The organism is Acidimicrobiales bacterium, assembly GCA_041394185.1.
Lineage (GTDB): Bacteria > Actinomycetota > Acidimicrobiia > Acidimicrobiales > Poriferisodalaceae > JAAETH01.
Genome location: JAWKIQ010000002.1, coordinates 367,398 through 390,936, shown reverse-complemented (window position 1 = coordinate 390,936; position 23,539 = coordinate 367,398). Strand labels below are relative to the sequence as shown.

The following is a 23,539-nucleotide window of genomic DNA, read 5'->3' as shown; positions in this document are numbered from 1 at the left end:
CCGTTCATCGTTGCACGTCGAGCCAGCCGCCGATGCGATCGATCGCCTCGCTCATGTCGCGCGAGGTGCCGGCGTAAGAGAACCGCACGTGGCGATGCCCGTGGATGGGGTCGAAGTCGACCCCCGGCGTGACCGCCACGCCCAGGTCGTCGAGCCACGTCTTGCACAGCTCCTGGCTGTCGTCGCACAGATGTGACACGTCGGCCCAGATGTAGAACGCCCCGTCGGCCGGAGCCAAACGGGTGAACCCCATACTCCGCAGAGCATCCAGCAGCGTGGCCCGGTTGAGGCGGTAGACCTCGACGTTGCGGCCCAGTTCGTCGTGGCAGCCGAACGCCGCGCGGGCCGCTAGTTGGGCGATGGTCGACGGGGCGATCGTCAGGTTCTGGGCCAGCCGCTCGACAGGGGTAACCAGCTCGGTCGGCAAGATCGTCCAGCCCAACCGCCAACCCGTCATCGAGAAGTACTTCGAGAAGCTGTTGACCACTATCGGGTCGCCGTCGAGGTCGGCCGCAGTGCGCGCCTGCTTGCCGAAGGTGATGCCGTGGTAGATCTCGTCGCTGACGAAGCGGACCCCTCGTTCGGCGCACCAGTTGGCCATGGCGACCAGCTCATCGGGCTCGATCATCGTGCCGGTGGGGTTGTTGGGGCTGGCCACGATGACGCCGTCGATGTCGCCGGCCGCCTCCAGGTGATCGATGCCCAGGACGTATCCGTCGGCCGGACCCACCTCGACCAGTACCGGCTCGATTCCCAGGGCCGTCAGCATGTTGCGGTAGGCGGCGTAGCCGGGAGCGGGAATCACCACCCTGCTGCCCGGAGCGAACGCCGCCAGGAAGATCAGCGAGAAAGCGCCCGAGCTGCCCTGGGTGATCACGACACGCTGCGGGTCGACATCGACCCCGTACCAGTCCTGATAGTGCTGTGCTATCGAGGTTCTGAGCGAGTCGTCTCCCAGTGCCACCGTGTAGCCGAGCACGTCGTCTTCCAGCGCAGTGCGGGCCGCTTCGATGACACCTCGAGGGGCCGCTGTGCCAGGCTGCCCGACCTCCAGGTGAACAACGTCGGCGCCGGCGGCCACTCGCTGGGCGGCAGCACGCATGACCTCCATCACGTGGAACGGCTCGATGCGAGCGCGGTCGGGAAGGCTTGTCTGTCGCTGCGACTGGCGTTTGGGGAGTGGCTGGTTCTTCGAGGTCACTCGAGCATGCTGTCACGCCGCTCGGGGTGGCGAAGATCGACGGCAGGTTCTGCCAGGTCGATGGTGGCCGGGGCTTCGGTCAGGTCCAGCGCAGGCGATGTCGTTGCATCTGTGCCGGGCGGTTGCGCTGCCAGCTCGGCGGCGCGTTCCAGGCATACGGCCGCAGCCCTCGTCTGCCAGCTCCGCTTGAGCACCTGGGTCTTGTCCGACGGCCTTGGTCGGCGATACACGAGCGCCATCAACGACGCGGCAGCCACAAAGGCGGTGGCAATCGCCGGCTGGTCGCTCAGAACCCCGATATCCATGCAGAGTTTGTCGGCCGCCTGGCCGCAGGCTTGAGCCGGTTCAGATCAGCGTCTGATCCCCGCTGGCTGCTTCGTCGGTCGAGAATGCGCCGTTGGCGGCTGCCAGGCTCATGGCCCGCTCGACGTCGACCACGCGCGGGCCATCGCGTACGACCCGTGCGGTTGCGGAGCCCGTGATCTTGTGGGTGCGGTCACCGTCGTAAGCCAGCAGGCCCGGCGGCGAGATCTGAACGGTTTCGCCCAGCTCGACGAATCGGCTCGAGATCACCGGCACGGTTCTGTACAGCCCGGGTGCGATCGGCGCCCGAAGCGGCATGCCGCCCGGGCCGCATTCGACGACCACGCCGGCGTCGGCGTCACCCGCACATGGCCTCACGAGCCCACCGATCGCCGATACGCCGATGGCAGCGGGTTCAGAGCGGCTCAGCACCAGGGTTCGGATACACGACGGCTCGTAGGGCATCCGGTTACCGACGAAGTCGCCCACGAGGTGAACGGCATCGATGAGGGCCACGTCGGGATCTCCGTCGACATCGACTCGCACCACCTTCGAGCGGGGCGCAACGGTTTCTATGTCGACCCGCCCAGCGGCGACCAATCCCGCCGCAGCACCTGCGATGGTGGGTTCGATCGAGGTCGGGAACACGTTGTTGGTGCCCGTCGACATCGGCATCAAGGTGACGTCGGGCCATACGGAGGCGATCATTCGGTTGGTGCCATCGCCGCCCAGGACGATCACCACTTGAACACCCATGTCACGCATGGCCACCGCAGCGCGCAGCGTGTCGTCTGGGGAGAGCTTGGCGCCGACGTCCAAGGTTTGCAGCTCGATGTCGAGTTTCAGGTCGGCGATCGCACCCGAGGCGATACGGAACGGCTCGTCCATGACCACTATGCGCCTCGCTCCGGCGGTGACCGCACCGATGACCGCCCGGGCTATCCGGTTGCGCTTGTCCTGGTTGGTGGCGATGGCACCGCGGGCCGCAACCCGCCGAACGTCACGCCCGGACAACGGATTGGCGATCACGCCGACGGTTGGCAGGTCAGATTGCATCGCTGCACCGTAGGCTCGGCGGCGATGCGACCGCCAGTGACGCTGCTGATCGGTGGACTCGACCCGACCGGAACGGCCGGCCTGGCCGTCGATGTCGGGATCTGTTGTGGGCTGGGTGTTCATCCGGCACCGGTTGCCACGGTCAACACCTGCCAGACAACCGAGCGCTTCGAACGAGCCGTCGCCACCGATGTCGACATGGTCGGTGCCCAGTTGGCAGCCGTCATCGCCGACCTCGAACCGCAGACCGCCAAGCTCGGGATGCTGTGGTCCGGTGCCACGGCTGCCACGGTCGCGAAGCGCGTGGTCGGCGCAGTTCCCAGCGTGGTCGTCGACCCGGTGCTGGTCGCGGGTGACGGGGCGCGCATCGTTTCCGCCGAGGTCGACCGGGTCTACATCGAAGACCTGATTCCGGGCGCATGGTTCGTCACCCCCAACCGGGCCGAGGCCTCGTTGCTGACGGGCACCAGCGTGTCGAACAACCGCGAGGCGTTGGCCGCCGCCGAGATGCTCGTCGACATGGGCGCCATGTCTGCGGTTGTCACAGGCGGAGCGTCGAACGACGACGGCCACGTGGTCGATGCTGTGGCTGGACAGGTCGGTCGGGGCCTGGTGCGCTCGAGGCGCATCGATGTGCAGGCGATCCGTGGCAGTGGCGATGTGTTGTCGGCGGCTATCGCAGGCTTTGGTGCCACCGGGGCAAATGCCGCCGACGCATACGCCCTGGCGCTCGAGGTGGCTTCGGACGCCATCTCGAGGGGGCACCAGCAGCGCAGGGCACACGGCCGTCCTTGGGTGGTCTACACGAAGGCCTGACCACATCAGAAGTCGCCGGCGTCGCCCACCCGGTTGTTCTCGATGACGGCAACCGCGGCCACGGTCACCAGCATCAAGATGGTCGCCATGGCCATCGCCTGGCCGGTGTTGGAAGCTCCCGGGCGGCCCAGGTAGCGCATTATCGCTGTGGGGATGGTGGGGCGGTCGGGCCTGGCGATGAACGCAGTGGCGCCGAACTCGCCCAACGACACGGCAAAGGCGAATCCTGCTGCTGCCAACACCGAGCGCCTCAAGATCGGAGCGTCGACGCGCAATATCGTCTGCACCGGCGACAGGCCCAGCAACGCAGCGGTCTCGTGGAGCCTCGCGTCGATGGACCTGACCGTGGGAACCAGCAGGCGCATCACGAACGGGATCCCCACCAGCGCGTGGGCGATGGGAACCAACACAGCCGAAGTGCGAAGGTCGAGCGGTGGATCGTCGAGTGCCACGAGGAATCCGAAGCCCAGGGTCGCCGCCGAAGTTCCGAGCGGAAGCATCAGGGCAGTGTCGAGCCCTCGCCCCCAATTCTTCGATCCGTAGCAGACTGCGATCGTGGCGAGGGTCCCCATGACCAGCGCAGTGACCATGGCTGCCGCGGCGATGGTGAACGAGTTCCAGATGGCCTCGGCCGGGGTTGCCAGCATCACCTCGGATACATCCCACAACCGCCGGTAGTTGTCCACGGTGAAACGGCCTTCGAGGCGCAGAGACCTCCAGACCAACATCGCCATCGGAACCACCAGAACCACCACGGTGGTACCGACTGTGCCCGCCACCACCGCGACATCGCGTGCCGAGCGGATGGGTCGGCGAAGCTCGCTGGCTCGAACAAGGCGATGCGAGGCGCCCATGCGGCCGGTGAGGGCTCGTTGCGCCAGCAGCAGCGAAACCACGATGGCCAACTGCGTCAATGCAAGTACGGCGGCCACGTCCAGCCGGAGAAACGAGGTGGTCTGGATGTAGGTCTCGACCTCGAGGGTCGATCTGGACGGGCCGCCCAAGAACAGCACGACGCCGAAGCTCGTGAACGAGAACAAGAACACGATCGCGGACGCTGCACCGATGGCCAGCCGCAGTCGGGGCAGTGTGATGGTGGTCAACACCCTGAACGGTCCGGCACCCAAGAGCCGGGCGGCCTCCTCTTCGGACCGGTCGAGGCGAGACCAAGGGTCGACCAAGGCCCGAATGACCACCGCCAGGTTGAAATAGACGTGGGCGATGATCACGGCCGCGGCGCTGTTGCGCAGCGCATCGCCCGCCGCTCCCATGGTGTCGAACACCGCTATGAAGGCGGTGGCCACAACGATGGTGGGCAACACGAATGGCACCGTCGTCAAGCTGCGGATGAGTCGGCTTGCCGGCACGTCGTAGCGAGCCAACACCCCCGCCACCGGAATGCCCAACGCCAGGGTGGCCAGGGTCGACACCACCGCCTGCCACGTCGTGAACCAAGCGACGCGCCACCACCGATCGTTCGACAGGATCTCCAGCGTCTTGCCCAGATCCAGATGGCCGTCGGGGGCCAGCCCGCGCCAGGTGATCGTGGCCACCGGGTAGATGAAGAACACCGTCAGAAACACTGCCGGGACCGCGATGGCGCCGATCGATCCGAACCGCCCCAGCGTGGGGCGGGCGCCCGGTCCGCTTCTCATGGCCTCAGCCGATGACCGTTTCGGTCCATTGCTCGATCCAGGTCTCGCGGTTCTGCTCGATCTGTTCGGCCGGCACCGACAGAGGGTCGGTCGGAACCGTCGAGTACTGGACGAACTCGTCTGGCACCTGGGCGGTTTCGTTCACCGGGAACACGAACATGTTCCAGGGGATGTCCTCCTGGGCCGTCCGCGACAACAAGAAGTCGACCAGGGCACGAGCGCCTTCGAGGTTGTCGGTTCCGCGGAGAATGCCCACGAACTCCTGCTGGCGAAAGCAGCTGGCCTCGACCACCGCGGTGGGGGCAGTGTCGGGGCGAGGGTCGGCGAAGAACACCTCGGCGGGTGGGCTGGTCGCGTACGACACCACTATCGGGCGATCGCCGCCGGCGATCGTGAACTCGACGGTGTAAGACTCGGTCCACCCCGGCTGCACCGAGACCCCGTTCGAGCGGAGATCCGACCAGAAGTCCAACCAGTCGTATTCGTCGTCAACCCCGAATTCGGCGACGGTGGCCAGCAAGAACGCGAGCCCAGGCGACGACGTCGCCGGGTTCTGCACGACCAACAGGTCGGCGTAGTCGGGCTTGGCCAGGTCTGCCAGCGATGACGGAGCCGCCAGCCCGGCGTCTTCGAACCAGCTCACGTCGTAGTTCAGGCACACATCGCCGACGTCTACGGGCAACAGCCGATGGCTCGAATCGAGCTCGAGGTGATCTGGTATCTCGTCCAGCAACGGTGACTCGTAGGCGATGGTCACCTCGGCTTGTAGCGCCCGTGACAAGAAGGTGGTGTCGACCCCGAAGATCACATCTCCCAGAGGATCGCCCGCGGTCAGTATCGATTGGTTCAGCATGCTGCCTGCGTCGCCCGGCGCCAGGATGCGCACCGTGTAGCCGGTCTGGTCGGTGAACTCTGCCAGCACGGCCTCGCTGAGCGAGAACGAGTCGTGGGTCACCAGGGTCACCGAGCCCAAGGTCGATGGCACCGGTGGTGGTGCGGCCGTCGACTCGCTGGCGACGTCGCCCGAAACCGAGCCGCAGGCAGACAATGTGACGAATCCGCCGGCCAGCAACGCGGCGGCCAGATGCCTGATTCCCATGAGGGACCCTTCCCCGGCCAGTCGTGTGGCCGTTCCCTACGCCGGCATTACCCGGACAGGTTCGAGGGGTCGGCGACGGCGCTCGGTGAACCAGATGACGGTGCACCAGAACATGGTCGCCCTCTCAGCCCGGCTCACCCGAGCTCCCCGAGGTACAGGCCATGATGCTAGTTCAAGTCGTTCAACTCGACACGGGGTGTGCCGAAACATATTGTCTGGCTGTTGAAATTCGTGGTGAGGACAGAAGCATGAAGCGTCGATCGAGGGTTGAGTCAACCTTTGCCCTCATCGCGCTCACCCTGCTCGCCTCGGCTTGTGGCGGTTCTTCGAAGCTCGACGACCTCAAAGCCCAGATGGTCGACGTGTTCACGACCCAGCGCGGTGTCGAGTTGGTAGACATCGAGTGTGAGGACGGCGCAGCGGTCGAACCCAACGCATCGTTTCTGTGCACATCCAGCGTCACCGACGGAGAAGGTCGCCTTCGCGTCCAGGTCTCGATCGACGCCGACGGTGCAGCCCGGTTCGAGCAGATGGATGCAATCGTCATCCTCGGCCAGATCGAGGCCGACGTCGCCGCCGACCTGACCTTCGGCCTCGGAACCGACATAGCGGTTTCGTGCCGCGACGACCAGGCCACCGTGTACCGCATAGAGCCAGTCAACGCGACCTTCCGCTGCACCGCCGTAGCGGTTGGTTCGGGCACTGCGACGCGCGACGTCGAGATAACGGTCAGTGGCCTCGACCATCCGCACGCGTGGCGGCTGTTGTCGGTCTGATTCGAACGCCCGCTCACTCGATGCAGACACCGTGATCCTGGTCGACGTCGACTCTGTCACCGTTACCCGCCCCGATAGGCCTCTGTTCGAGAGCGTGTCCGTAACGCTCGACTCGGCCGATCGGCTGGGGATTCTGGGCATCAACGGAGCAGGGAAGAGCACGCTGCTTGGTGTCATGACCGGTTCGATCACCCCAGAACAGGGGACGGTCAGGCGAGCCCGCGACCTGCGTATGGTGGTTCTGGCACAGCGGCCCGACCTCGGAGACGGCACCGTTGCCGACGCCGTCGGTTCTGGCTGGGAGGTCGAGTCGGTCCTCGACCGCCTTGGCGTCAGCGGGCTGCTGGATCGCCCGGTCGACGAGTTGTCGGGTGGGCAGGCCAAGCGCGTCGCCCTGGCTGCGGCACTGGTGAGCGAGAGCGACCTGCTGGTGCTGGACGAACCCACGAACCACCTCGACATCGAAGCCATCGAGTGGCTCGAGGCCCGGTTGGCCAGATACAGGGGCGGGGTTGTGTTGGTGAGCCACGACCGCCAGATGCTGGACCGGGTTTGCACCCGCATCCTGTCGCTCGACAAGGATGGCTGCCATCTGACCGACGGCGGATACAAGGCCCACCTCGACGCCGAGATAGCCCGGGCGGAAAAGGCGGCGCGAGACGAACGATCGCGCCGCATCCTGGCCCGCCAGGAGCTGGCCTGGCTGCAGCGCGGCGCCAGGGCCAGGCGCCGCAAGCCCAAGTCGCGCATCGCCGAAGCCCGCTCGGTCATCGACGGAGGTCCTGCGCCTTCCAGCGACCGGTCGGTGCCGTTGGGCCTCGATGCCTTCGGGTCGTCGCGGTTGGGCAACAAGGTCATAGATGCCGAGGGGGTTGGGTTTGCCTACCCTGGTTCGCAGCGGCTGTTCAGCGATGTCGACATCTCGCTGGCGCCGGGTGGGCGGCTCGGTATCGTCGGCCCCAACGGTGGCGGCAAATCGACACTCCTCGACGTCCTCGCACGTCGTCTCGAGCCATCTGCGGGAACCGTCCAGTGGGGCCCGACGGTGAAGCTGGGCTATTTCGACCAGCTCGGACGAAACCTCGACCCGAAGTTGAGGGTCAGGGAGGCTGTTGTCGGAGACGAACCAAAGCTCACACCAGCGCAGAGCCAACTATTCGAGCGCTTCTGGTTCGACAACGACGCTCAGCAGGCGCTCATCGGCACCTTGTCCGGCGGCGAGCGCAGACGGCTCGAGCTGTTGTTGGTACTTGCCGAAGGGCCCAACGTCTTGTTCCTGGACGAGCCCACCAACGACCTCGATCTCGACACCCTTCGGTCGCTGGAGGGTTTCCTCGACGACTGGCCCGGTTCGCTCGTCGTCGTCTCCCACGACAGGGTGTTCCTCGAGCGTACGGTCGAGCAGGCCATCGCTGTGGGCGCAGGACGGACGCGCCGTCTGGGTTCGGGTGATGTCGTCTGGAAGGCCGAATCGGGTTCGATCGTCGACTCGGCTGGCGACAAGGGTGGCGAGCGAACGACATCTGCCGGAGTCGTCGGCTCGGCGTCGGGGCGCACCAAGAAGCGGACGCCCTCGACCCTGCGGCGCCTCATCGCCAAGGTCGAGGCAGACATGGCAGCGCTGGAAGGCCGGCGCGACGAACTCGAGAGCGAGCTTGCCTCGACCACCGACCACGTTGCCGCCGCCGAGCTCGGCAACCGGCTTTCGGAAGTGATCGACTCGCTGGGCGCCGCCGAAGAACAGTGGCTAGAGCTGTCTGGCGAACTCGAGGACCACCGCTAGCATCGTCTGAGATGGCTCGGCGTAGACCTACTCACGATCACAGCGGCAAGATCCTGCCGATGCGGGTGCGTCAACCCTTTGCGTACTGGACGATCATGATCGTCTCGGCGCTGATGGTGCTTTCGCTGGTTGCATCGGCAATCCCGTTGTTGTTCTAGGGGCGCAAGTGTCTGGCACCATTCAAGATCTGTGGTTCGATCAGCTGACCACCCGTCAACTCCACGATCTGTTGCGGCTGCGATGTGACGTATTCGTGGTGGAGCAGAACTGTCCCTACGCCGAAGTCGATGGCTTGGACCTGGTCGCCAGACATGTGTGGATCGACAGCGATGGCGACATCGTTGCAGCTCTGCGAGTCATTCCCGATGACGATCACGTCAAAGTCGGCCGGGTCGTCACCCACCCACAGCACCGAAGTCGGGGCCTGGCACGCCGATTGTTGTTGCACGTACTCGACGACACGCACATGGTCGAGATCGAGGCCCAGGCGCATCTCGCCGACTGGTACCGCGGGTTCGGCTTCGAGTTGACCGGCCCCGAGTTCGATCTCGACGGCATCGCACATGTACCGATGAAGAGGGTGCCCGCCGCCGGCTAGCGCCGTCTCAACTGCTGATGTCGACCAGGGCGACGGCAGTTTCGCCCGGGTTCAGCAGCCCGGCTGCCGAGCCTGCGTACGGGGCACCGAACGAGAACACGCCGCCATCACGAGCAAACATCCAATACGCATTGCCGGCGTTGGTTGGTGCCATCCCGACAATTGGTTGGTCGAGGGCCATGCCGCCGGTGGATCCGTAGAAGCCTGCGTCCCCGAAGGCGAAGATGCCGCCGTCGCTGGCGACCAGCCAGTAGCCGTTGCCGGTCTTGGTTGGTGCCATCCCGACGATCGGTTGGTCGAGGGCCATGCCGCCGGTGGATCCGTAGAAGCCTGCGTCTCCGAAGGCGAAGATGCCGCCGTCGCTGGCTACCAGCCAGTAGCCGTTGCCGGTCTTGGTTGGTGCCATCCCGACGATGGGCTGGGCCAGCGCGATACCACCCGTTGAGCCGTGGAACATCGCGTCGCCGAAGGCGAACACGCCGCCGTCGCTGGCGACCAGCCAGTAGCCGTTGCCGGTCTTGGTTGGTGCCATGCCAACGATTGGCCTGTACAGCTGAATGTCGCCCGTCGAGCCGTGATAGGCGGCGTCGCCGAACGTGAACACGCCACCGTCCCCGCCGGCCATCCAGTACCCGTTGCCCGAGGGGGTCGACGTAGCAGCGATCACCGGCTGAGCCAGGGCCTGACCCTCCATCGATCCGAACGAGGTTGCGTCACCCAGTGGCAGCACCCGACCGCTCGAGGTGACAAAGGCATAACCCACACCTTGAGATCCACTGTCCGGTGAGGTGCCTCCGCCACCCTCGCCGAGGGCCGACAAGATTGCGGCTGCCGGATCGACGAACCCGGCGCCGTACTGAACATCGTCGCCGACGGGCCCCAGGTCCACCGCCGTCGCCTTCAGGATGCTGCGGACCTCGGCCGGTGACAAGGTGGGATCGGCGGCCAACAGCAGGGCTACCGCCGCGGAAGCGTGAGGCGAAGCCATCGAGGTTCCGTTGGCATACGCATAGCTGGAGTCGCCGCCGTGGTGCAGCGACAAGATGCCCTCACCCGGGGCCACCACATCGAGCCACGATCCGTAGCCAGAGAACCCCGACCTGGTCAGGGAGGAATTGACCGACCCGACCGATAGCACATTGTCGAGCGCAGCCGGATACATCGTCGGGTTTCCGGCATTGCCCGAGTTGCCCGACGCCGCTACGACGACGACACCCTCGGCTATCGCGTAGTCGATGGCCGACGCCACCACGGTCGAGTTGGTCGTCGAGCCGAGGCTGAGGTTGATCACGTCGGCCCCGTGATCGGCTGCCCAGATGATGCCGTTGGCCACACCGGTCGAGCTTCCGCTGCCGCTGGAGTCGAGCACGCGTACGGGCATGATCCTGACGCCGGTTGCGGCTGCCTCGATGCCCTTGCCGTTGCCCGTCACGGCTCCGGCGATGCCGGCCACGTGGCTGCCGTGGAAGTGGTCGGCCACCAGACCGTCACCCGATCCAAGGACGAAGTCGGCGCCCGAGACGAGAACGCCGCTGAGTTCCTCGTGGGTGCCTCGTATCCCGGTGTCCAGGACAGCGATCGTGACCGTGCTGGCGTCGACCATCCCTGAAGCCGTCTCGAATGTCGAGTGATCGAGCGACCACTGATTGGACCGCTGGGGGTCGTCGGCAAACGCGGAGAACTCGACCAGAGGCTCGGCGGCGATCAGCTTTGCGCCCGCCGACGCTTGGATACCCGGGGTGTTCGCCGCTGCCAGAACCGAACCCGCCACGGCCGATGCCTGGAGCTGGGCGGCCTGGGCCGGACTCACCTCGACGGTTTCGCTAACCAGGGAGCCATCGGGGTGCTTCACCAGGGTCGACATCTCGATCCTGCTGGTGGGGGCGGCTCCCGAGGAGCCCGCCGAGGCGAGCATCGACGCCAGCACGAGCAACACGACCACGGCAACCCGGCCCCGGGGGCGGGTCGATCGCCGAATGCGATCTCGTCTCGGCTGTCGTGTCCGGGCTAGAGCCACGAGATACTTCCTGGATCCGAGCCGCGCCCTGACGCGGCCTCATCCCTTTCATTCGGATGGGTTGGGTGCTGAATTAAGAGCCACGTCACAATCAGTCGGGTTCAATGCCGGAGCCTCCCGGTAGGCTCTGGGCCCATGGCTATCGAGTCGACAGACACGATCGTGGGCGTCAGCGACGCTGCACTGGAGAAGATCTTGGGTATTCGCGATGGCGAGCCAGAGGGTGACGCCCTCGGCCTGTTCATCGAGATCACCGGAACCCGCGGCGTCGACTATGTGTACGACCTGGCCTTCCAGGCCATCTCCGACGCCCGTCCCGCCGACGTGATCACAAGGGTTGGTTCGTTGGCCATCGTCTTGCCCGAGGCCGACGTCCCCAAGCTCGACGGAGCCGAGCTGGACCTGCCCAGCAATCCTCACCAGAGCGGTTTCGTGCTGCGCAACCCGAACCGGCCCGATGTGTCGTCGAACTTCGACGAGCCCCTCGAACTGACCGGATCGGTCGAGGACCAGGTACGTCAACTGCTCGACGCACGCATCAATCCGATGATCGCTGCCCACTCCGGATGGGCCGAGCTGGTCGAGGTAGACGGCTCCACGGTCGTGGTTCGCCTGGGAGGCGGCTGTCAGGGCTGCGCAATGTCCAAGGCCACGGTCACAGCCGGCATCGAGCAGACGATCCGCCAACACATCCCGTCGATCGAGAACGTCGTCGACGTGACCGACCACCAGTCGGGCGAGAACCCTTACTACGCCAGTCACTGACCGACGATCGGTTCGGGGAATCTTGCGCCGTCGGGTTGGGTTTCGGAGGGTGTGATCACGATGGAAGCGGCTCGAACCGACCGAGAGGCGGCATTCAAGCTCTACGTGGTTCCCGAACTCGACGTCATGTATCGGGTTGCCATGACTCTCACCCGAAACAAGAGCGATGCCGAAGACCTCGTGCAGGATGCTCTGATCAGGGCCTACAAGGCGATCGATCGTTTCGACGGACGCCACCCCAGGGCCTGGCTGCTGACCATCGTTCGCAACGCCCAGATCAACCGAACCAGGCGCAGGCGTCCCGGCCTCCTCGACGACCCCGACGCCGACCTCGAACGGCTGGCCACCACCGACACCGGCGGTGCCTTCGACCCCGAGGCCACCGTCGTCGATCCGGTTTTTGATGCGTCGGTAACGTCCGCGCTCGACGCCCTGGCCACCAAGTTCAGGCGGCCGGTCGAGTTGGTCGACATCGGCGGCTTGTCATACCAGGAGGCCGCAGATCAGCTGGGGGTGCCGGTGGGTACCGTGATGAGTCGCCTTCACCGGGCACGCAAGAAGATTCGTGAGCATCTCGACGATGCCGGTTTCGGACGAAGGGAGATCAACTGATGCGTTGGCTCCGTCTGTTGAAGCGCGGTCGCCACGTCGGCGCCGACGAGTGCGCCCGGGTTGGTGCCGTGATCCAGAGCTACCTCGATGGCGAGTATCAAGGCGACCCTTCGTGGATAAACCAGCATCTCGATGTGTGCGCACACTGTGGCCTAGAGGCAGATCTTCTGCACCGCATCAAGGATGCTGTCGCGCGCCAAGGGCACCCGGATTCGTGCACCCGTGCCCGGTTACAGGAGTTCGCTGACCGTCTGGCCGACGGCGGCCTCGACGCAGCCGACGCAACCTGAGGTTCGCAGCCGAGCCGCCGCTCGGCCTGTGCAAGCTGCTCAGCCCTTCATGGCCTTGTAGATCGACGCCGCGATGCCGGCGCCATCGAGCCCGAGTTCGGCCTTCAGCAGGTTCGGGTCGCCGTGAGGCAGGTAGCTGACCGGAGTGCCGATGTTGAGCGTGCGCGGCCGGTGGGTCTCGGCTGGCATCCGCGACAGTTCGTCGCCGACCAGCGACCCTACGCCCCCCACTCGCATGCCGTCCTCGACGGTCGCGACCAGTTGATGCCCGGCTGCGTCGCGCAGCATCGCCCGGTCCAGGGGCACGGTACGCACGTCCCAGACCGAAGCCGACACGCCCTGCCCCGACAACTCCTCGGCCGCCTCGAGCGAAGCCGTCAGCTGGGTACCAACCGACAGAATGCACACGTCTGAACCATCGACCAGCTTGCGAGCCGAACGGCCCGAACCGACCTGGCCGTCTGGTGATCGGGGCGCCGAACCGCGCGACCATCGCAGTGCCACCGGGCCGTCTTCTATCTCGAGAGCCGATTCGAACATGACGCCCAGCTCCTCGTAGCACGATGGGGCGAAGATCGTCATGCCAGGAACACGCAGGCACATGGTGAGGTCGAGCACGCCGTGGTGCGAGGCACCATCGGGGCCGGTGATGCCGGCACGGTCGAGGCACAGGATCACGGGCAAGCCGTGAAGGCCGACGTCGTAGGTGAGCTGATCGAAGGCCCGGGCGAGGAACGTCGAATACAACGCGACGACCGGCCGCATGCCTGCCATCGCCATGCCGGCGGCGGCGGTGAGGGCGTGCTGCTCGGCGATGCCGACGTCGAAGAAGCGATGCGGGTATTTCTCCTCGAAGGGCAGCAGCCCGGTCGAGCCGGGCATGGCCGCGGTGATTGCGACGATGTCACTGCGTTGGTCGGCCGCCTTCATGAGCGCCTCGGTGAAAGCACTCTTGAACTCGGGCGCCTTTGCCGTGGTGCCCACCGGCGCGCCACCCGTCGCCGGATCGAACAGGCCGATGTCGTGGAGATGCTTCTCGTCGTCGTCCTCGGCGGGTTCGTAGCCTCGCCCCTTCTGGGTGACGACGTGCACGACTATGGGGCCGTCATAGGTCTTGGCGTCGCGGAGTGCATCCTCGACGGCCTCGATGTCGTGACCGTCTACCGGGCCGGTGTACCTGACCCCCAGCGTCTCGAAGAAGGCAGGCGGCTCCCACATTTCGCGGACCGCAGCGGCCGCCCCCGACAGGCCCCGCTTGACCTCGCCGCCCAAAGGCACGCGGTCCAAAACGTCGGCGATCTGGCGTTTGCCCCGCACATAGTTCGGGCTGGACCTCAGCTTCGAAACCGCGCTGGACAGGCGGCTGATCGTGGGGGCATAGCTGCGTCCGTTGTCGTTCAGCACGATCACGACTGGCTGGCCGCTGTGGCCCAGGTTGTTGAGGGCCTCGAATGCCATACCCCCCGTCAGCGAGCCGTCACCTACGACGGCGACCACCTGACGGTGTTCCTGACCCGATCGCGAGAACCCACAGCTGAGACCGTGCGCGTAGCTGAGCGCAGTGGAAGCATGGCTGTTCTCGACCCAGTCGTGGGGTGATTCGGAGCGGCTGGGATAGCCCGACATGCCGTGGCGTTGGCGCAGTTCGTCGAACTCGCGCACCCGACCCGTAACCACCTTGTGTACGTAGGCCTGGTGGCCGGTGTCCCAGACGATCACGTCGCGGGGCGATTCGAACACCCGGTGGATGGCGACCGTCAACTCGACGGCGCCGAGGTTCGAGCCCAGGTGGCCACCGGTCTTGGAGACCGACTGCACGATGTGTTCGCGGACTTCGCGGCACAGCTCGTCGAGCTGGTCGGGGTCCAACGCCCTCAGGTCGGCAGGGCTCTGGATCTTGTCGATGATCATGCGATGCTCCCGGCGATCACGCACGACAGGCTATGCCGACGAACGGGGTTTCGCAGGGTCGTCGTCGTTGTGTGCGTCTGGGGGCAGCTCGAGAGCGGGCTCGATCTTGGGGCTGATCCACCGAGAGGCCCAGTTGCCCAGGTACCAGCCGACCGTCAATGTCAGTGCACCGCCCACAGCGTCCATCCAGTAGTGGTTCCCGGTGACGATGATCGCGAACAGCGTGGTCATCGGGTAGAAGACCACCAATATCCGGCTCCAGCGGTTGGGTAGCACCGGGAACAGGGCCAGGGTGCACCAGAGCGCCCAGCCGATGTGCAGGCTGGGCATCGCCGCCCACTGGTTCGAGATCGATTGCATGGTTCCCGAGTCGAACGACCACAGGCCGCCGATCTCGGCAAGGGTGTCCACATAGTCGTGGGCCGCCAGGTTGGCGCCATATTCGCCGCCAGCGTTCAGCAGGCGTGGGGGCATCAGAGGGAACGCCGAGAAGCCCACCAGTGCCAGCGCGGTGGTTGCCGACAAGACGTTGCGATAGCGCCGATAGCGGTTGGGTGTGCGTCGGTACATCCAGATCATCACTCCGCCCGTGACGACGAAGTGGAGGCTGCCATAGAAGATGTTCCAGCCCTTTATGAACCATTCCCAGTCGATGAAGGCGCTCTGGATGTCCAGCTCGACATACAGGCCCAGAGCCCGCTCGATGTCGATCACCAACTCTGCATTGCGCAGGGCCGTGGCGCTTCCGGCCGAGAAGCTGCCTCCAGAGCCGAACTGGTTTCGGATCGTCGAGTACACGGCGTAGAACAGCAACACGTAGGTGACCTCGAGCCACCAGCGGCGCCTGATCGGTGTGCGATCGTCGAGCTGCGAGTCCCTGGCCGCCGGGGCGCTCATCTCTGGTGCTCCGCGTCGGCGTCGACCTTGTCGTAGCCCCTGATCCATCCGTAGGCGAAGGCCGGGGCCCCCAGCAGGCTCACCGCCAGGTTGATTGCATAAAGCAGGAGGCCGAGCAAGATGGCGTCGGCCTGGCTGACGCCCAGCGGACCGAGGAACAACACCAGCGCACCCTCGCGCAACCCGAGCCCACCTATGGACAGCGGGAGCACTTGGGCGATCAGCACTGCTGGCGCAAAGGCCAACCAGGCCGTTGGGGACACGTCTATGCCCACGGCCTCGGCCGCCATGGCCGTGGCTCCGATGAGGGCCAGCTGATAGACGATTCCCACAGCCAGCAGGTCCACCACGGCGCGCGGCTGACTGCGAAATTCGCCCAGGCCCAGGTGCAGGCCGGTGAGGGTCACCTTGACGTTGCCGGTGCCCTCGAGCCGGCGCCCGACCCGCGGGTGTTCTGCGACCCACACCACCAACAGCAAGACCACGAACGTGATGGCTGCGATGGCGATGGCGGTTCTGGAGCTGGCGCCCAGGCGGGCCAGACCCGGGTTGATGGCGAGCCCGAACAGTGTCAGCAGCGGAAGCACCACCCAACCGGTCAACCGCTCTATGACCACAGAGGCAAAGCAACGAGGAACATCGCCCATGCGACGACCCAGCCTGCGGACCCTCAGCACATCGCCGCCCACGGTAGTGGGCAAGAAGTTGCTGACGAACTGCCCTGCCAGGTTGAGCACCACCAGCCTGTAGAGGCTCGGCTGAACGCCAAGCGTCGCCAAGACACGCTTCCAGCGCATCGCCGCCAGGGTTATGGCGCCGGCGGTGAGCCCTGCTGCGCCCGCCAGCCATTCCAGGTCGCGCGTGTCCCAACCCGACCACATCGCACCGAGATCGTCGCGTGGCACGTTCAGCAGCAGGAACGCCAGCATGCCGACGCTGACCAGAGCGCGCAGCAGCAGCATCCATCCTGCGCGGCTGGATCGCTGCGCTGGTTCGGTGGTCAAGGTGCTGCTCATGCCGGGGAAGAGGTTAGATGTCGTTGCCGCCGGGGCGCGGAATGTGTCACATCGGGTGCCCAACGTGCCGAAAGGGCCGACATGAAGCGTCGTTTGCTGATGGTTGTGGTCGTGGCGGCCCTGATCGCCACCGGATGTGGTGGTGGATCGGGTTCCGGATCGGTGGGCCAGGGAGCCGACCTGCCGCTTGTCGAGCTCGATGGCACCGATGCGATGTTGATCGCCGCCGTCGACCGTACCTCGACAGCGACGTCTTATCGGTTCGCGATGTTGATGTCGTTCTCGGCGCCCGAGTTCGGTATGGAAGAGATGCGCTTCGAGGTGGACGGCGCCATCGATTCGCGAACCAACGAAGCGACTATGACCATGGACATGAGCTCGCTTCTCGAGGGCATGTCCGATCAAGAGCTCGACCTTTTCGGCGACCTGTTCGGCGACGGCAAGATAGACATCGTCGTCGCAGGCGACACCGCCTACATGAGGTTTCCGGCCTTGACCCAGATGATGGGCTCATCGGCCGACTGGGTAGCAGTGCCCAGTGAAGGCTCGAGCGATGCCATCTCGTCGATGGGACTGGCGTTCGAGGAACCCGGCACCCTGCTGGACGGGCTTCGGTCGGTGGCCGATGTGGAACAGGTTGGCACCGACACGGTTGGGGGAGTCGACACCACGATGTTCGCGGTGACCCTCGATGCCGCCGAGCTGGACCCCTCTGGGTTCATGACCGGTGACGTGCCGATCTTCGTCTGGATAGACGACCATGGTCAGGTACGCCGCTTCGAGATGCAGTTCGACTCGATGGGTATGTCGGGTGGTGTGGTGATGGAACTCAGCGACTTCGGTGTCGACGTCGACGTGAAGGTGCCGGACGAGTTCATGAGCCTCGACCCGTCGATGTTCGGCTGAGTACGCATACCCTGATCGCCACACGATCAGGGAGGCGCACCAGTGTTCGATACACAACTGCTCGACCGCGGACTAGTCGAGGCGACCATTGCGGCCGGCCTGTCGAAGGGCGCCGATTTCGCCGAGGTGTTCGTCGAAGATCGGTCGAACGTCAGTGCCGTACTCGACGACGGAAGGGTCGAGGAGCTGACATCGGGTCGCGATCGCGGCGCCGGCATTCGGGTCATAGCCGGCGACACCACCGGCTACGCGCACACGGCCGACCTGTCGCCCGAGGGTCTCAGAGCAGCCGCTGTGGCAGCGGCCGCGGTGGCCCAGGAACGTTCGTCGGGCGTCAAGGCAGTTGCCATGAAGCCTTCGGCTCCCGGCGCCACCGTCGTGGCGACGTATCCCGAGGCGGTCTCCAAGGCCGACAAGGTGGCGCTGCTTCGATCGGCCGACGGTGCCGCCCGGGCGGTGTCCAACTCGATAACCCAGGTCAGCGCCCGCTACAGCGACGGGCGCAGGCGCATCCTCGTCGCCAACAGCGAGGGGGTGTGGGCCAGCGACGATCAGGTTCGAACCCTGTTCAGCGTCAGCGCCGTGGCGTCGGGCGACACCGGCATGCAGACCGGTCGCGAGTCGATCGGCTACACCATGGGCTTCGAACTCTTCGACGATCACGACGTCGCCGAGCTGGCCGAACGTGCCGCCAACCGCGCTGTCACCAAGCTGAGGGCCCGCCCTGCACCGTCTGGCGAGTTGCCGGTGGTCATCAAGCGTGGCGGCGGCGGCGTCTTGTTCCACGAAGCGTGCGGCCACGGCCTGGAGGCCGACCTTGTGCGCAAGGGTGCATCGGTGTTCAAGGACCGCATCGGCGAGATCGTGGCCAACCCGGCCATCACTCTGGTCGACGACGCCACGATGGCTCGCGAGTGGGGCCATTTCACCTATGACGACGAGGGCCATCCCGGGGCGCGCAACACCCTCATCGAAAACGGGGTACTCACCGACTACATGTGGGATCACATCCGGGCCAGGGCCGAAGGGCGAGCACCGTCGGGCAACGGCCGCAGGCAGAGCTATCAACATCTGCCGATGGTGCGCATGACCAACACCTACGTTCTGAACGGTGTCGAGGATCCCGACGAGATCGTCGCCCAAACCCCCTACGGCGTCTATGTAGCCCAGCTCGGTGGCGGCCAGGTGAACACGGCCACGGGCGACTTCGTATTCGGAATGCTCGAGGCCTATCTGATCGAGGACGGCAAGATCACCGAACCGCTCCGTGAGGGAAACCTGATCGGCAACGGCCCCCAGGTGCTGATGGACATCGATGCGCTGGGCAACGACTTCGAGATGGGTCACCCCGGCACTTGCGGCAAGGACGGTCAGGGCGTGCCCGTGGGCGACGGTCAGCCGACGTTGCGGGTCAGCCGACTGACCGTGGGCGGTACCGCAGCGTGACGGCCGGCTCACCAGACCTGCTCGACATCGCTGCAGGGGTGGTGTCGCGCGCTCGCGACGGCGAGGGGGTCGAGGCCTATGTGGCCCGCTCGCGCTCGACCGAGATCAGGGCATACGAAGGCCAGGTCGAGTCGCTCTCGTCGGCCGAGTCGCTGGGCGTTGGTGTGCGCGTCGTGGTCGACGGCCGCCAGGGTTTCGCCTACGCAGGCAGCCTCGAGCCCGCTGCGGTGGCCGAGGCCCTCGACGCGGCGCGCGACAACGCCGAGTTCGCCAGCCCAGATCCGTGGCTGGTGTTGGCCGGTCCAGACGATGTGGCCCCCGCCGAGTTGCACGTCTTTGACCCAGCGGTCGACACCACCCCCACCGAACACAAGGTGCAGATGGCGCTCGAACTCGAAGCCGCCCTGCGGCGCTCCGATTCCAGGATCACGGGCATCGAGTCGGCCGACTATTTCGATGCCATCGGCGAAGCCGCTCTGGCCTCGACCACGGGCATCGCCGTCGAGAGCCGGGCCACCAGGGCTGGGCTCAGCACCTTTGCGCTGGCCACCGACACCGCAGGAGCCCAGGTCGGCTTCGGGTGGTCGGTCGGGCGTGGGCCCGGTGTCCTCGACATCGAGGCGGCCGCGGCCGCGGCTGCCACCAGGGCGACGCGAATGCTCGGAGCCACCAAACCCGACTCGACGCGTTGCACCGTTGTGCTCGACCCGCTGGTGACCTCGATGTTTCTCGGGATCATCGGGTCGACGCTGTCGGGCGAAGCGGTCAACAAGGGGCGGTCGTTGTTCGCCGGCCGCCTCGACCAAGAGGTCGCCAGTTCGTTGATAACCCTGGTCGACGATCCCACAGACCCCGAAGCCTTCGCTGCCAGTGCCTTCGACGGTGAGGGGATCGCCTCCAGGCGCAACGTGCTGATCGGCGCAGGCACGCTCAGGGGATATGTCCACAACGCCTCGTCGGCGGCGCGCGTCGGCACCAAGTCGACAGGCAATGCCGTCAGAGGCGGGCATGCGTCGATTCCTGGTGTTGGTTGCCGAGCTCTCACCCTGACGCCGGGTCAGCAGAGCCCCGAAGACATCTATCGCAGCATCGGCGAAGGCATCTTGATCGGATCTGTGTCTGGTCTGCACTCTGGAGTCAACCCCGTGTCGGGAGACTTCAGCACCGGCGCGGAAGGCGTCCGCATCCGCAACGGCGAACTGGCCGAGCCTGTGCGCGAGTTCACGATCGGCTCGACGCTGCAGCGGATGCTGCAAGACACCATCGCCGTCGGCTCCGACATAGAGCGCGTCCCTGGCACCGCGGCGGGCGTCAGCCTGGCGATCGAGGGTGTCAGCGTGGGTGGTCGATGAGTGAGCTGACCGAGCTCGCTCGGTCTGTAGTTGCCAGGGCCCGACCAGGCGAGCAGGTCGAGGTCTATGCGGCCAGGGGCCGGTCCACCACCGTCAGGGCCCACGAGGGTCGGGTCGAGTCGCTCAAGTCGGGCAGCTCGGCAGGTGTTGGCGTGCGGGTGGTGTTCGACTCACGCCAAGGGTTCGCATCCGCTGGTGCGGCCGATCTCGAGATTGCACTGGCGATGCTGGACGAGGCGCGCGAGAACGCCTCGCTGGCCGAACCCGATCCGTTCGTGGGCCTGGTCTCACCCGATGGCGTCTCGCTGCCGGCCTTCGGGCTGTTGGACCCGTCGCTGACCCTGCTAACAGATCAGCAGCGCATCGACATGGCCATCGAGGTCGAGAGGTTGGCGCGTTCGCTCGATTCGCGGATCGAGGGAGTTCGGGTTGCCGCGTTCTCCGACGCTTGGGGCGAGGCTGCGGTGGTCAGCACCCAGGGGATCGACGTCTGGTCCGATGGTGGTTCGTGTTCGGTCGCGGTGTCTCCACTGGCCCGAGATGGCTCCGAGACCCAGATCGGTTCGGGGGTCGACGCAGCCCGAGCGCCCGGTTTGCTCGACATAGGGCGCGCCGCGCGCGATGGGGTCGAAAGAGCGGTTTCGATGTTGGGGGCCTCCAAGCCGGCGTCGGGCCGCATGGCAGCGGTGTTCGACCCGCGGGTGACGGCGTCGTTGATGGGCATCGTCGCAGGCACCCTGTCCGGCGACCGGGTCAATCGCGGCCGTTCACCGTTTGCCGACCGGCTCGGAGATCTCGTGGCTTCGCAGGCGCTGACGCTGGTCGATGACCCCACCGATCCCTCCAGCTTGGCCGCCGACCTTCATGACGGCGAGGGTTTGGCCACCAGACCCAACGTCTTGATCGACTCGGGGCGCCTCGACCGGTTCCTCTATCACAGCGAGTCGGCCAGACGTGCGGGAACCAGCTCGACGGCTTCGGCGGTTCGCTCGTCGCGGTCGACCCCGTCGGTGGGTTACCAGGCGCTGCGGATGGAACCAGGCTCGTCCACCACGCAACAGCTGCTCGCCGATGCGGGCGAAGCGATTCTCATCGAGGCGATCAACGGCATTCACTCGGGTGTAAATGCAATCAGTGGCGACATCTCGGTGGGTATCCGAGGCCACATGATCAGAGACGGCATGATCTGCGAGCCGGTTCGCGAGGCCACCATGGCCACCACCATTCAGCGGTTGCTGTTCGACATCGTCCAGGTCGGCGCCGAGGTCGAGATGCTGCCAGGAGGCACCGTCACCGCACCGCTGCTGGTCGAGTCGGTGTCTATCTCGGGTCGCTGACGATGCAGTTCGCGTGTTGCGCCCGGGTACGTGGCCCGCAACAGTAGGGGCTTCGTGAACAGCTATCCCATGCCCACCGCGGCTGCCATCGAGATGCACCCGCACCTTGCCGAGGCTCGCCCTCCAGGCACGGTTCGCGTCGACATGCACACACACACGATGTGGTCTGGAGACTCGACCACCACCCCAGCAGAGGTTCTCGAGGCGGTCAACGAGTGCGGGCTCGATGTGTTGTGCATCACCGATCACCACGCCATCGACGGTGCCAAGCGACTTGCCGACGAACTGCCTTGCCAGGTGGTGGTGGGCGAGGAGGTTCGCACACACACAGGCGAGGTGATCGGCCTGTTCCTGACCGAGCGTGTGCCACAGGGCCTCACCGCGGCTGAGACGGCCAGGCGCATCCGCGACCAGGGCGGCATCGTCTACGTGCCCCATCCGTTCGATCCCATGCGTTGCAACCTGGCCGAGCCGAGCCTCTACGAGCTGGCCGAGCAGGGCCTGATCGACGCCGTTGAGGTGCTCAACGCCAAGACGTCCTTGCGTTCGCTGAACGCCAAGGCGGCAGCGTTCGCCCAGCAGTTCGGCCTGCTGGCAGGTGCCGGTTCTGACGCCCACGTCGCCGAGGCCCTCGGTGCTGCCTATGTCGAGATGCCCCACTTCGTCGATGCCGCTGGATTCGTCGAATCGCTGGGTGCAGCCCGGGTTGTCGGTCATCACAGCGATCCGCCGCGGCGCTGGCGCCCACGGATAATTCCCTCGATCGAGCCGACTTGAGCGCCCGGCAGCGCCTGCCACTTGGTCAGTAGCCGACGACGGTGAAGTGCCCGTAGGCCCCTCGGGCAGCCACCGCCACGATGGTCTGCTGGGGCGCGGCCACCACGAGTGCCGCGTCTGAGTTGCCCACCACCACCAGGGCTGTGCCCACGAGCTCGACCGCTCCGGTGAGCGGGTCGGTGCTGTACAGGTCGACGATGTCACCCGGTGTCAGGTGAGGTGCAGACACCCAGCCCGACGGCAACGCCAGGCGCCGCAGAGCAGGGTCGATCGTCGGCATGAACGCCTGGACTGTCGAAGCCTGCTGTTCGGGCCGATCCGACGCCGAACGGAGCTCGACCCCGATGGCGATGGCGAGCACCATCAAGAGCGGTATGTATCTGCGAACCTTGTCGCGTCCGAGTGCGTGTTCGATCGCCACGCGACCACCTCCCCGGCCGTCAGGGCCAAAGTCGGGTTCTGGGTGGGGGAAGGGTCGTGGGGGCAAAAATCGATCAGGGGGCAGGAGAGGTCGACGATGTCGAACCCGCCGACCCAGAAGACGCCGATCCCGAGCCAGACGAAGCCGAGTCGGACGAACTCGAAGACGCGGCAGACGAACCCGAGTCTGAGGAGCCCGAGGTTGCAGGTGCCGAGCTGGTCGATGACGAACCCGACGAACTCTTCGAGCTTTCCGATCGCGAGTCGGTCTTGTAGAAGCCGCTTCCCTTGAAGGCGATGCCGACGTTGCCGAAGACCTTCACCAACTCGCCACCACATTCGGAGCAAGTAGTGAGTGCGTCGTCAGAGAAAGACTGATAGATGTCGAACTGGTGACCGCAGGATTGGCAGAGGTATTCGTAGGTGGGCATCTTCGCTTGAGCCAGGTCTCGATGAACGGCGACCGATTGTATCGGTAGGCAGACGCAACCCGTTCGACCGGTCGA

General features: G+C 65.8%; 24 protein-coding genes, 1 pseudogene and 1 riboswitch. Of the genes and pseudogenes, 14 read left to right on the top strand and 11 right to left on the bottom strand.

Going from position 1 to position 23,539, the window contains the following annotated elements:
- Positions 1–4: 4 nt before the first annotated feature.
- From R2770_09385 to R2770_09375, 3 genes are read right to left on the bottom strand one after another with little or no spacing between them, the layout of a single operon-like run.
- Positions 5–1,201: an aminotransferase class I/II-fold pyridoxal phosphate-dependent enzyme gene (locus R2770_09385; GenBank protein ID MEZ5280675.1), complete on the bottom strand. Its 1,197-nt coding sequence runs from the start codon at positions 1,199–1,201 to the stop codon at positions 5–7.
- The gene (locus R2770_09380; protein MEZ5280674.1) at positions 1,198–1,506 is read right to left on the bottom strand and encodes a hypothetical protein; all 309 of its coding nucleotides are present in this window, start codon (positions 1,504–1,506) and stop codon (positions 1,198–1,200) included. The genes R2770_09385 and R2770_09380 overlap by 4 nt, the downstream gene beginning before the upstream one ends.
- 40 nt (positions 1,507–1,546) lie before the next feature.
- A complete protein-coding gene (locus tag R2770_09375) occupies positions 1,547–2,560 on the bottom strand; it encodes an NAD(+)/NADH kinase (protein ID MEZ5280673.1) in 1,014 nt (337 codons plus the stop codon).
- Between the two features lie 24 nt (positions 2,561–2,584).
- Here R2770_09375 and R2770_09370 point away from each other — a divergent pair, with 24 nt between their 5' ends.
- Positions 2,585–3,376: a PfkB family carbohydrate kinase gene (locus tag R2770_09370; GenBank protein MEZ5280672.1), complete on the top strand. Its 792-nt coding sequence runs from the start codon at positions 2,585–2,587 to the stop codon at positions 3,374–3,376.
- A 5-nt stretch (positions 3,377–3,381) separates the two neighbouring features.
- Here R2770_09370 and R2770_09365 read toward each other — a convergent pair whose 3' ends face one another.
- Together R2770_09365 and R2770_09360 are read right to left on the bottom strand one after the other, a co-directional pair.
- Positions 3,382–5,031 carry an iron ABC transporter permease gene (locus R2770_09365; protein MEZ5280671.1) on the bottom strand — a complete coding sequence of 550 codons (1,650 nt, stop codon included), beginning with the start codon at positions 5,029–5,031 and terminating at the stop codon, positions 3,382–3,384.
- A 4-nt stretch (positions 5,032–5,035) separates the two neighbouring features.
- Entirely contained in the window at positions 5,036–6,130 is a 1,095-nt protein-coding gene (locus tag R2770_09360) for a thiamine ABC transporter substrate-binding protein (protein ID MEZ5280670.1), read from the bottom strand.
- Between the two features lie 15 nt (positions 6,131–6,145).
- Positions 6,146–6,290, bottom strand: a riboswitch (TPP riboswitch).
- A gap of 88 nt (positions 6,291–6,378) precedes the next feature.
- Here R2770_09360 and R2770_09355 point away from each other — a divergent pair.
- The 4 genes from R2770_09355 to R2770_09340 are packed head-to-tail and all read left to right on the top strand — an operon-like array spanning position 6,379 to position 9,287.
- Positions 6,379–6,906, top strand: a complete 528-nt coding sequence (locus R2770_09355; protein MEZ5280669.1) for a DUF4333 domain-containing protein — start codon at positions 6,379–6,381, stop codon at positions 6,904–6,906.
- Between the two features lie 31 nt (positions 6,907–6,937).
- Positions 6,938–8,689 (top strand): ABC-F family ATP-binding cassette domain-containing protein, encoded by a 1,752-nt coding sequence (locus tag R2770_09350; GenBank protein ID MEZ5280668.1) that lies wholly within the window; start codon positions 6,938–6,940, stop codon positions 8,687–8,689.
- Positions 8,690–8,700: 11 nt separating this feature from the next.
- Positions 8,701–8,847, top strand: coding sequence for a hypothetical protein (locus R2770_09345; protein MEZ5280667.1), 147 nt, complete (start codon positions 8,701–8,703; stop codon positions 8,845–8,847).
- An 8-nt stretch (positions 8,848–8,855) separates the two neighbouring features.
- Positions 8,856–9,287: a GNAT family N-acetyltransferase gene (locus R2770_09340; GenBank protein ID MEZ5280666.1), complete on the top strand. Its 432-nt coding sequence runs from the start codon at positions 8,856–8,858 to the stop codon at positions 9,285–9,287.
- Positions 9,288–9,294: 7 nt separating this feature from the next.
- Here the strand turns inward: R2770_09340 and R2770_09335 are convergent, their stop codons facing one another.
- Positions 9,295–11,229, bottom strand: a complete 1,935-nt coding sequence (locus tag R2770_09335; protein MEZ5280665.1) for a S8 family serine peptidase — start codon at positions 11,227–11,229, stop codon at positions 9,295–9,297.
- A gap of 210 nt (positions 11,230–11,439) precedes the next feature.
- On the opposite strand from R2770_09335, the gene R2770_09330 reads away from it, so the two are divergent.
- From R2770_09330 to R2770_09320, 3 genes are read left to right on the top strand one after another with little or no spacing between them, the layout of a single operon-like run.
- Positions 11,440–12,069 carry a NifU family protein gene (locus tag R2770_09330; GenBank protein ID MEZ5280664.1) on the top strand — a complete coding sequence of 210 codons (630 nt, stop codon included), beginning with the start codon at positions 11,440–11,442 and terminating at the stop codon, positions 12,067–12,069.
- A 60-nt stretch (positions 12,070–12,129) separates the two neighbouring features.
- The gene (locus tag R2770_09325) at positions 12,130–12,681 is read left to right on the top strand and encodes a sigma-70 family RNA polymerase sigma factor (GenBank protein MEZ5280663.1); all 552 of its coding nucleotides are present in this window, start codon (positions 12,130–12,132) and stop codon (positions 12,679–12,681) included.
- The gene (locus tag R2770_09320; GenBank protein MEZ5280662.1) at positions 12,681–12,971 is read left to right on the top strand and encodes a hypothetical protein; all 291 of its coding nucleotides are present in this window, start codon (positions 12,681–12,683) and stop codon (positions 12,969–12,971) included. Before R2770_09325 ends, R2770_09320 begins: the two co-directional genes overlap by 1 nt.
- A gap of 39 nt (positions 12,972–13,010) precedes the next feature.
- Here the strand turns inward: R2770_09320 and dxs are convergent, their stop codons facing one another.
- The 3 genes from dxs to R2770_09305 are packed head-to-tail and all read right to left on the bottom strand — an operon-like array spanning position 13,011 to position 16,795.
- The gene (gene dxs, locus R2770_09315; protein ID MEZ5280661.1) at positions 13,011–14,882 is read right to left on the bottom strand and encodes a 1-deoxy-D-xylulose-5-phosphate synthase; all 1,872 of its coding nucleotides are present in this window, start codon (positions 14,880–14,882) and stop codon (positions 13,011–13,013) included.
- A gap of 30 nt (positions 14,883–14,912) precedes the next feature.
- Positions 14,913–15,779, bottom strand: coding sequence for a phosphatase PAP2 family protein (locus R2770_09310; protein MEZ5280660.1), 867 nt, complete (start codon positions 15,777–15,779; stop codon positions 14,913–14,915).
- Complete coding sequence (locus R2770_09305) at positions 15,776–16,795, bottom strand: lysylphosphatidylglycerol synthase transmembrane domain-containing protein (GenBank protein ID MEZ5280659.1); 1,020 nt, start codon at positions 16,793–16,795, stop codon at positions 15,776–15,778. The genes R2770_09310 and R2770_09305 overlap by 4 nt, the downstream gene beginning before the upstream one ends.
- Positions 16,796–16,876: 81 nt before the next feature.
- Between R2770_09305 and R2770_09300 the strand changes: the two genes are divergently transcribed.
- Genes R2770_09300 through R2770_09280 form a run of 5 tightly spaced genes read left to right on the top strand, consistent with a single transcriptional unit; the run spans position 16,877 to position 22,613 of the window.
- Positions 16,877–17,701, top strand: a complete 825-nt coding sequence (locus tag R2770_09300; GenBank protein MEZ5280658.1) for an LppX_LprAFG lipoprotein — start codon at positions 16,877–16,879, stop codon at positions 17,699–17,701.
- 42 nt (positions 17,702–17,743) lie between these two features.
- On the top strand, positions 17,744–19,147 hold the full coding sequence (locus tag R2770_09295) for a TldD/PmbA family protein (protein ID MEZ5280657.1): 1,404 nt from the start codon (positions 17,744–17,746) through the stop codon (positions 19,145–19,147).
- The gene (locus tag R2770_09290; GenBank protein MEZ5280656.1) at positions 19,144–20,499 is read left to right on the top strand and encodes a TldD/PmbA family protein; all 1,356 of its coding nucleotides are present in this window, start codon (positions 19,144–19,146) and stop codon (positions 20,497–20,499) included. The genes R2770_09295 and R2770_09290 overlap by 4 nt, the downstream gene beginning before the upstream one ends.
- Positions 20,496–21,836, top strand: a complete 1,341-nt coding sequence (locus R2770_09285) for a TldD/PmbA family protein (GenBank protein ID MEZ5280655.1) — start codon at positions 20,496–20,498, stop codon at positions 21,834–21,836. Before R2770_09290 ends, R2770_09285 begins: the two co-directional genes overlap by 4 nt.
- Before the next feature lie 54 nt (positions 21,837–21,890).
- A complete protein-coding gene (locus R2770_09280; GenBank protein ID MEZ5280654.1) occupies positions 21,891–22,613 on the top strand; it encodes a PHP-associated domain-containing protein in 723 nt (240 codons plus the stop codon).
- Positions 22,614–22,638: 25 nt separating this feature from the next.
- On the opposite strand, the gene R2770_09275 is transcribed toward R2770_09280, so the two are convergent.
- Positions 22,639–23,034 (bottom strand): hypothetical protein, encoded by a 396-nt coding sequence (locus R2770_09275; protein MEZ5280653.1) that lies wholly within the window; start codon positions 23,032–23,034, stop codon positions 22,639–22,641.
- 56 nt (positions 23,035–23,090) lie between these two features.
- Between R2770_09275 and R2770_09270 the strand changes: the two genes are divergently transcribed.
- A complete protein-coding gene (locus R2770_09270) occupies positions 23,091–23,309 on the top strand; it encodes a hypothetical protein (protein MEZ5280652.1) in 219 nt (72 codons plus the stop codon).
- 14 nt (positions 23,310–23,323) lie between these two features.
- On the opposite strand, the pseudogene R2770_09265 reads toward R2770_09270, so the two are convergent.
- Positions 23,324–23,464, bottom strand: a pseudogene (locus tag R2770_09265) (FmdB family zinc ribbon protein).
- Between the last annotated feature and the right edge of the window lie 75 nt (positions 23,465–23,539).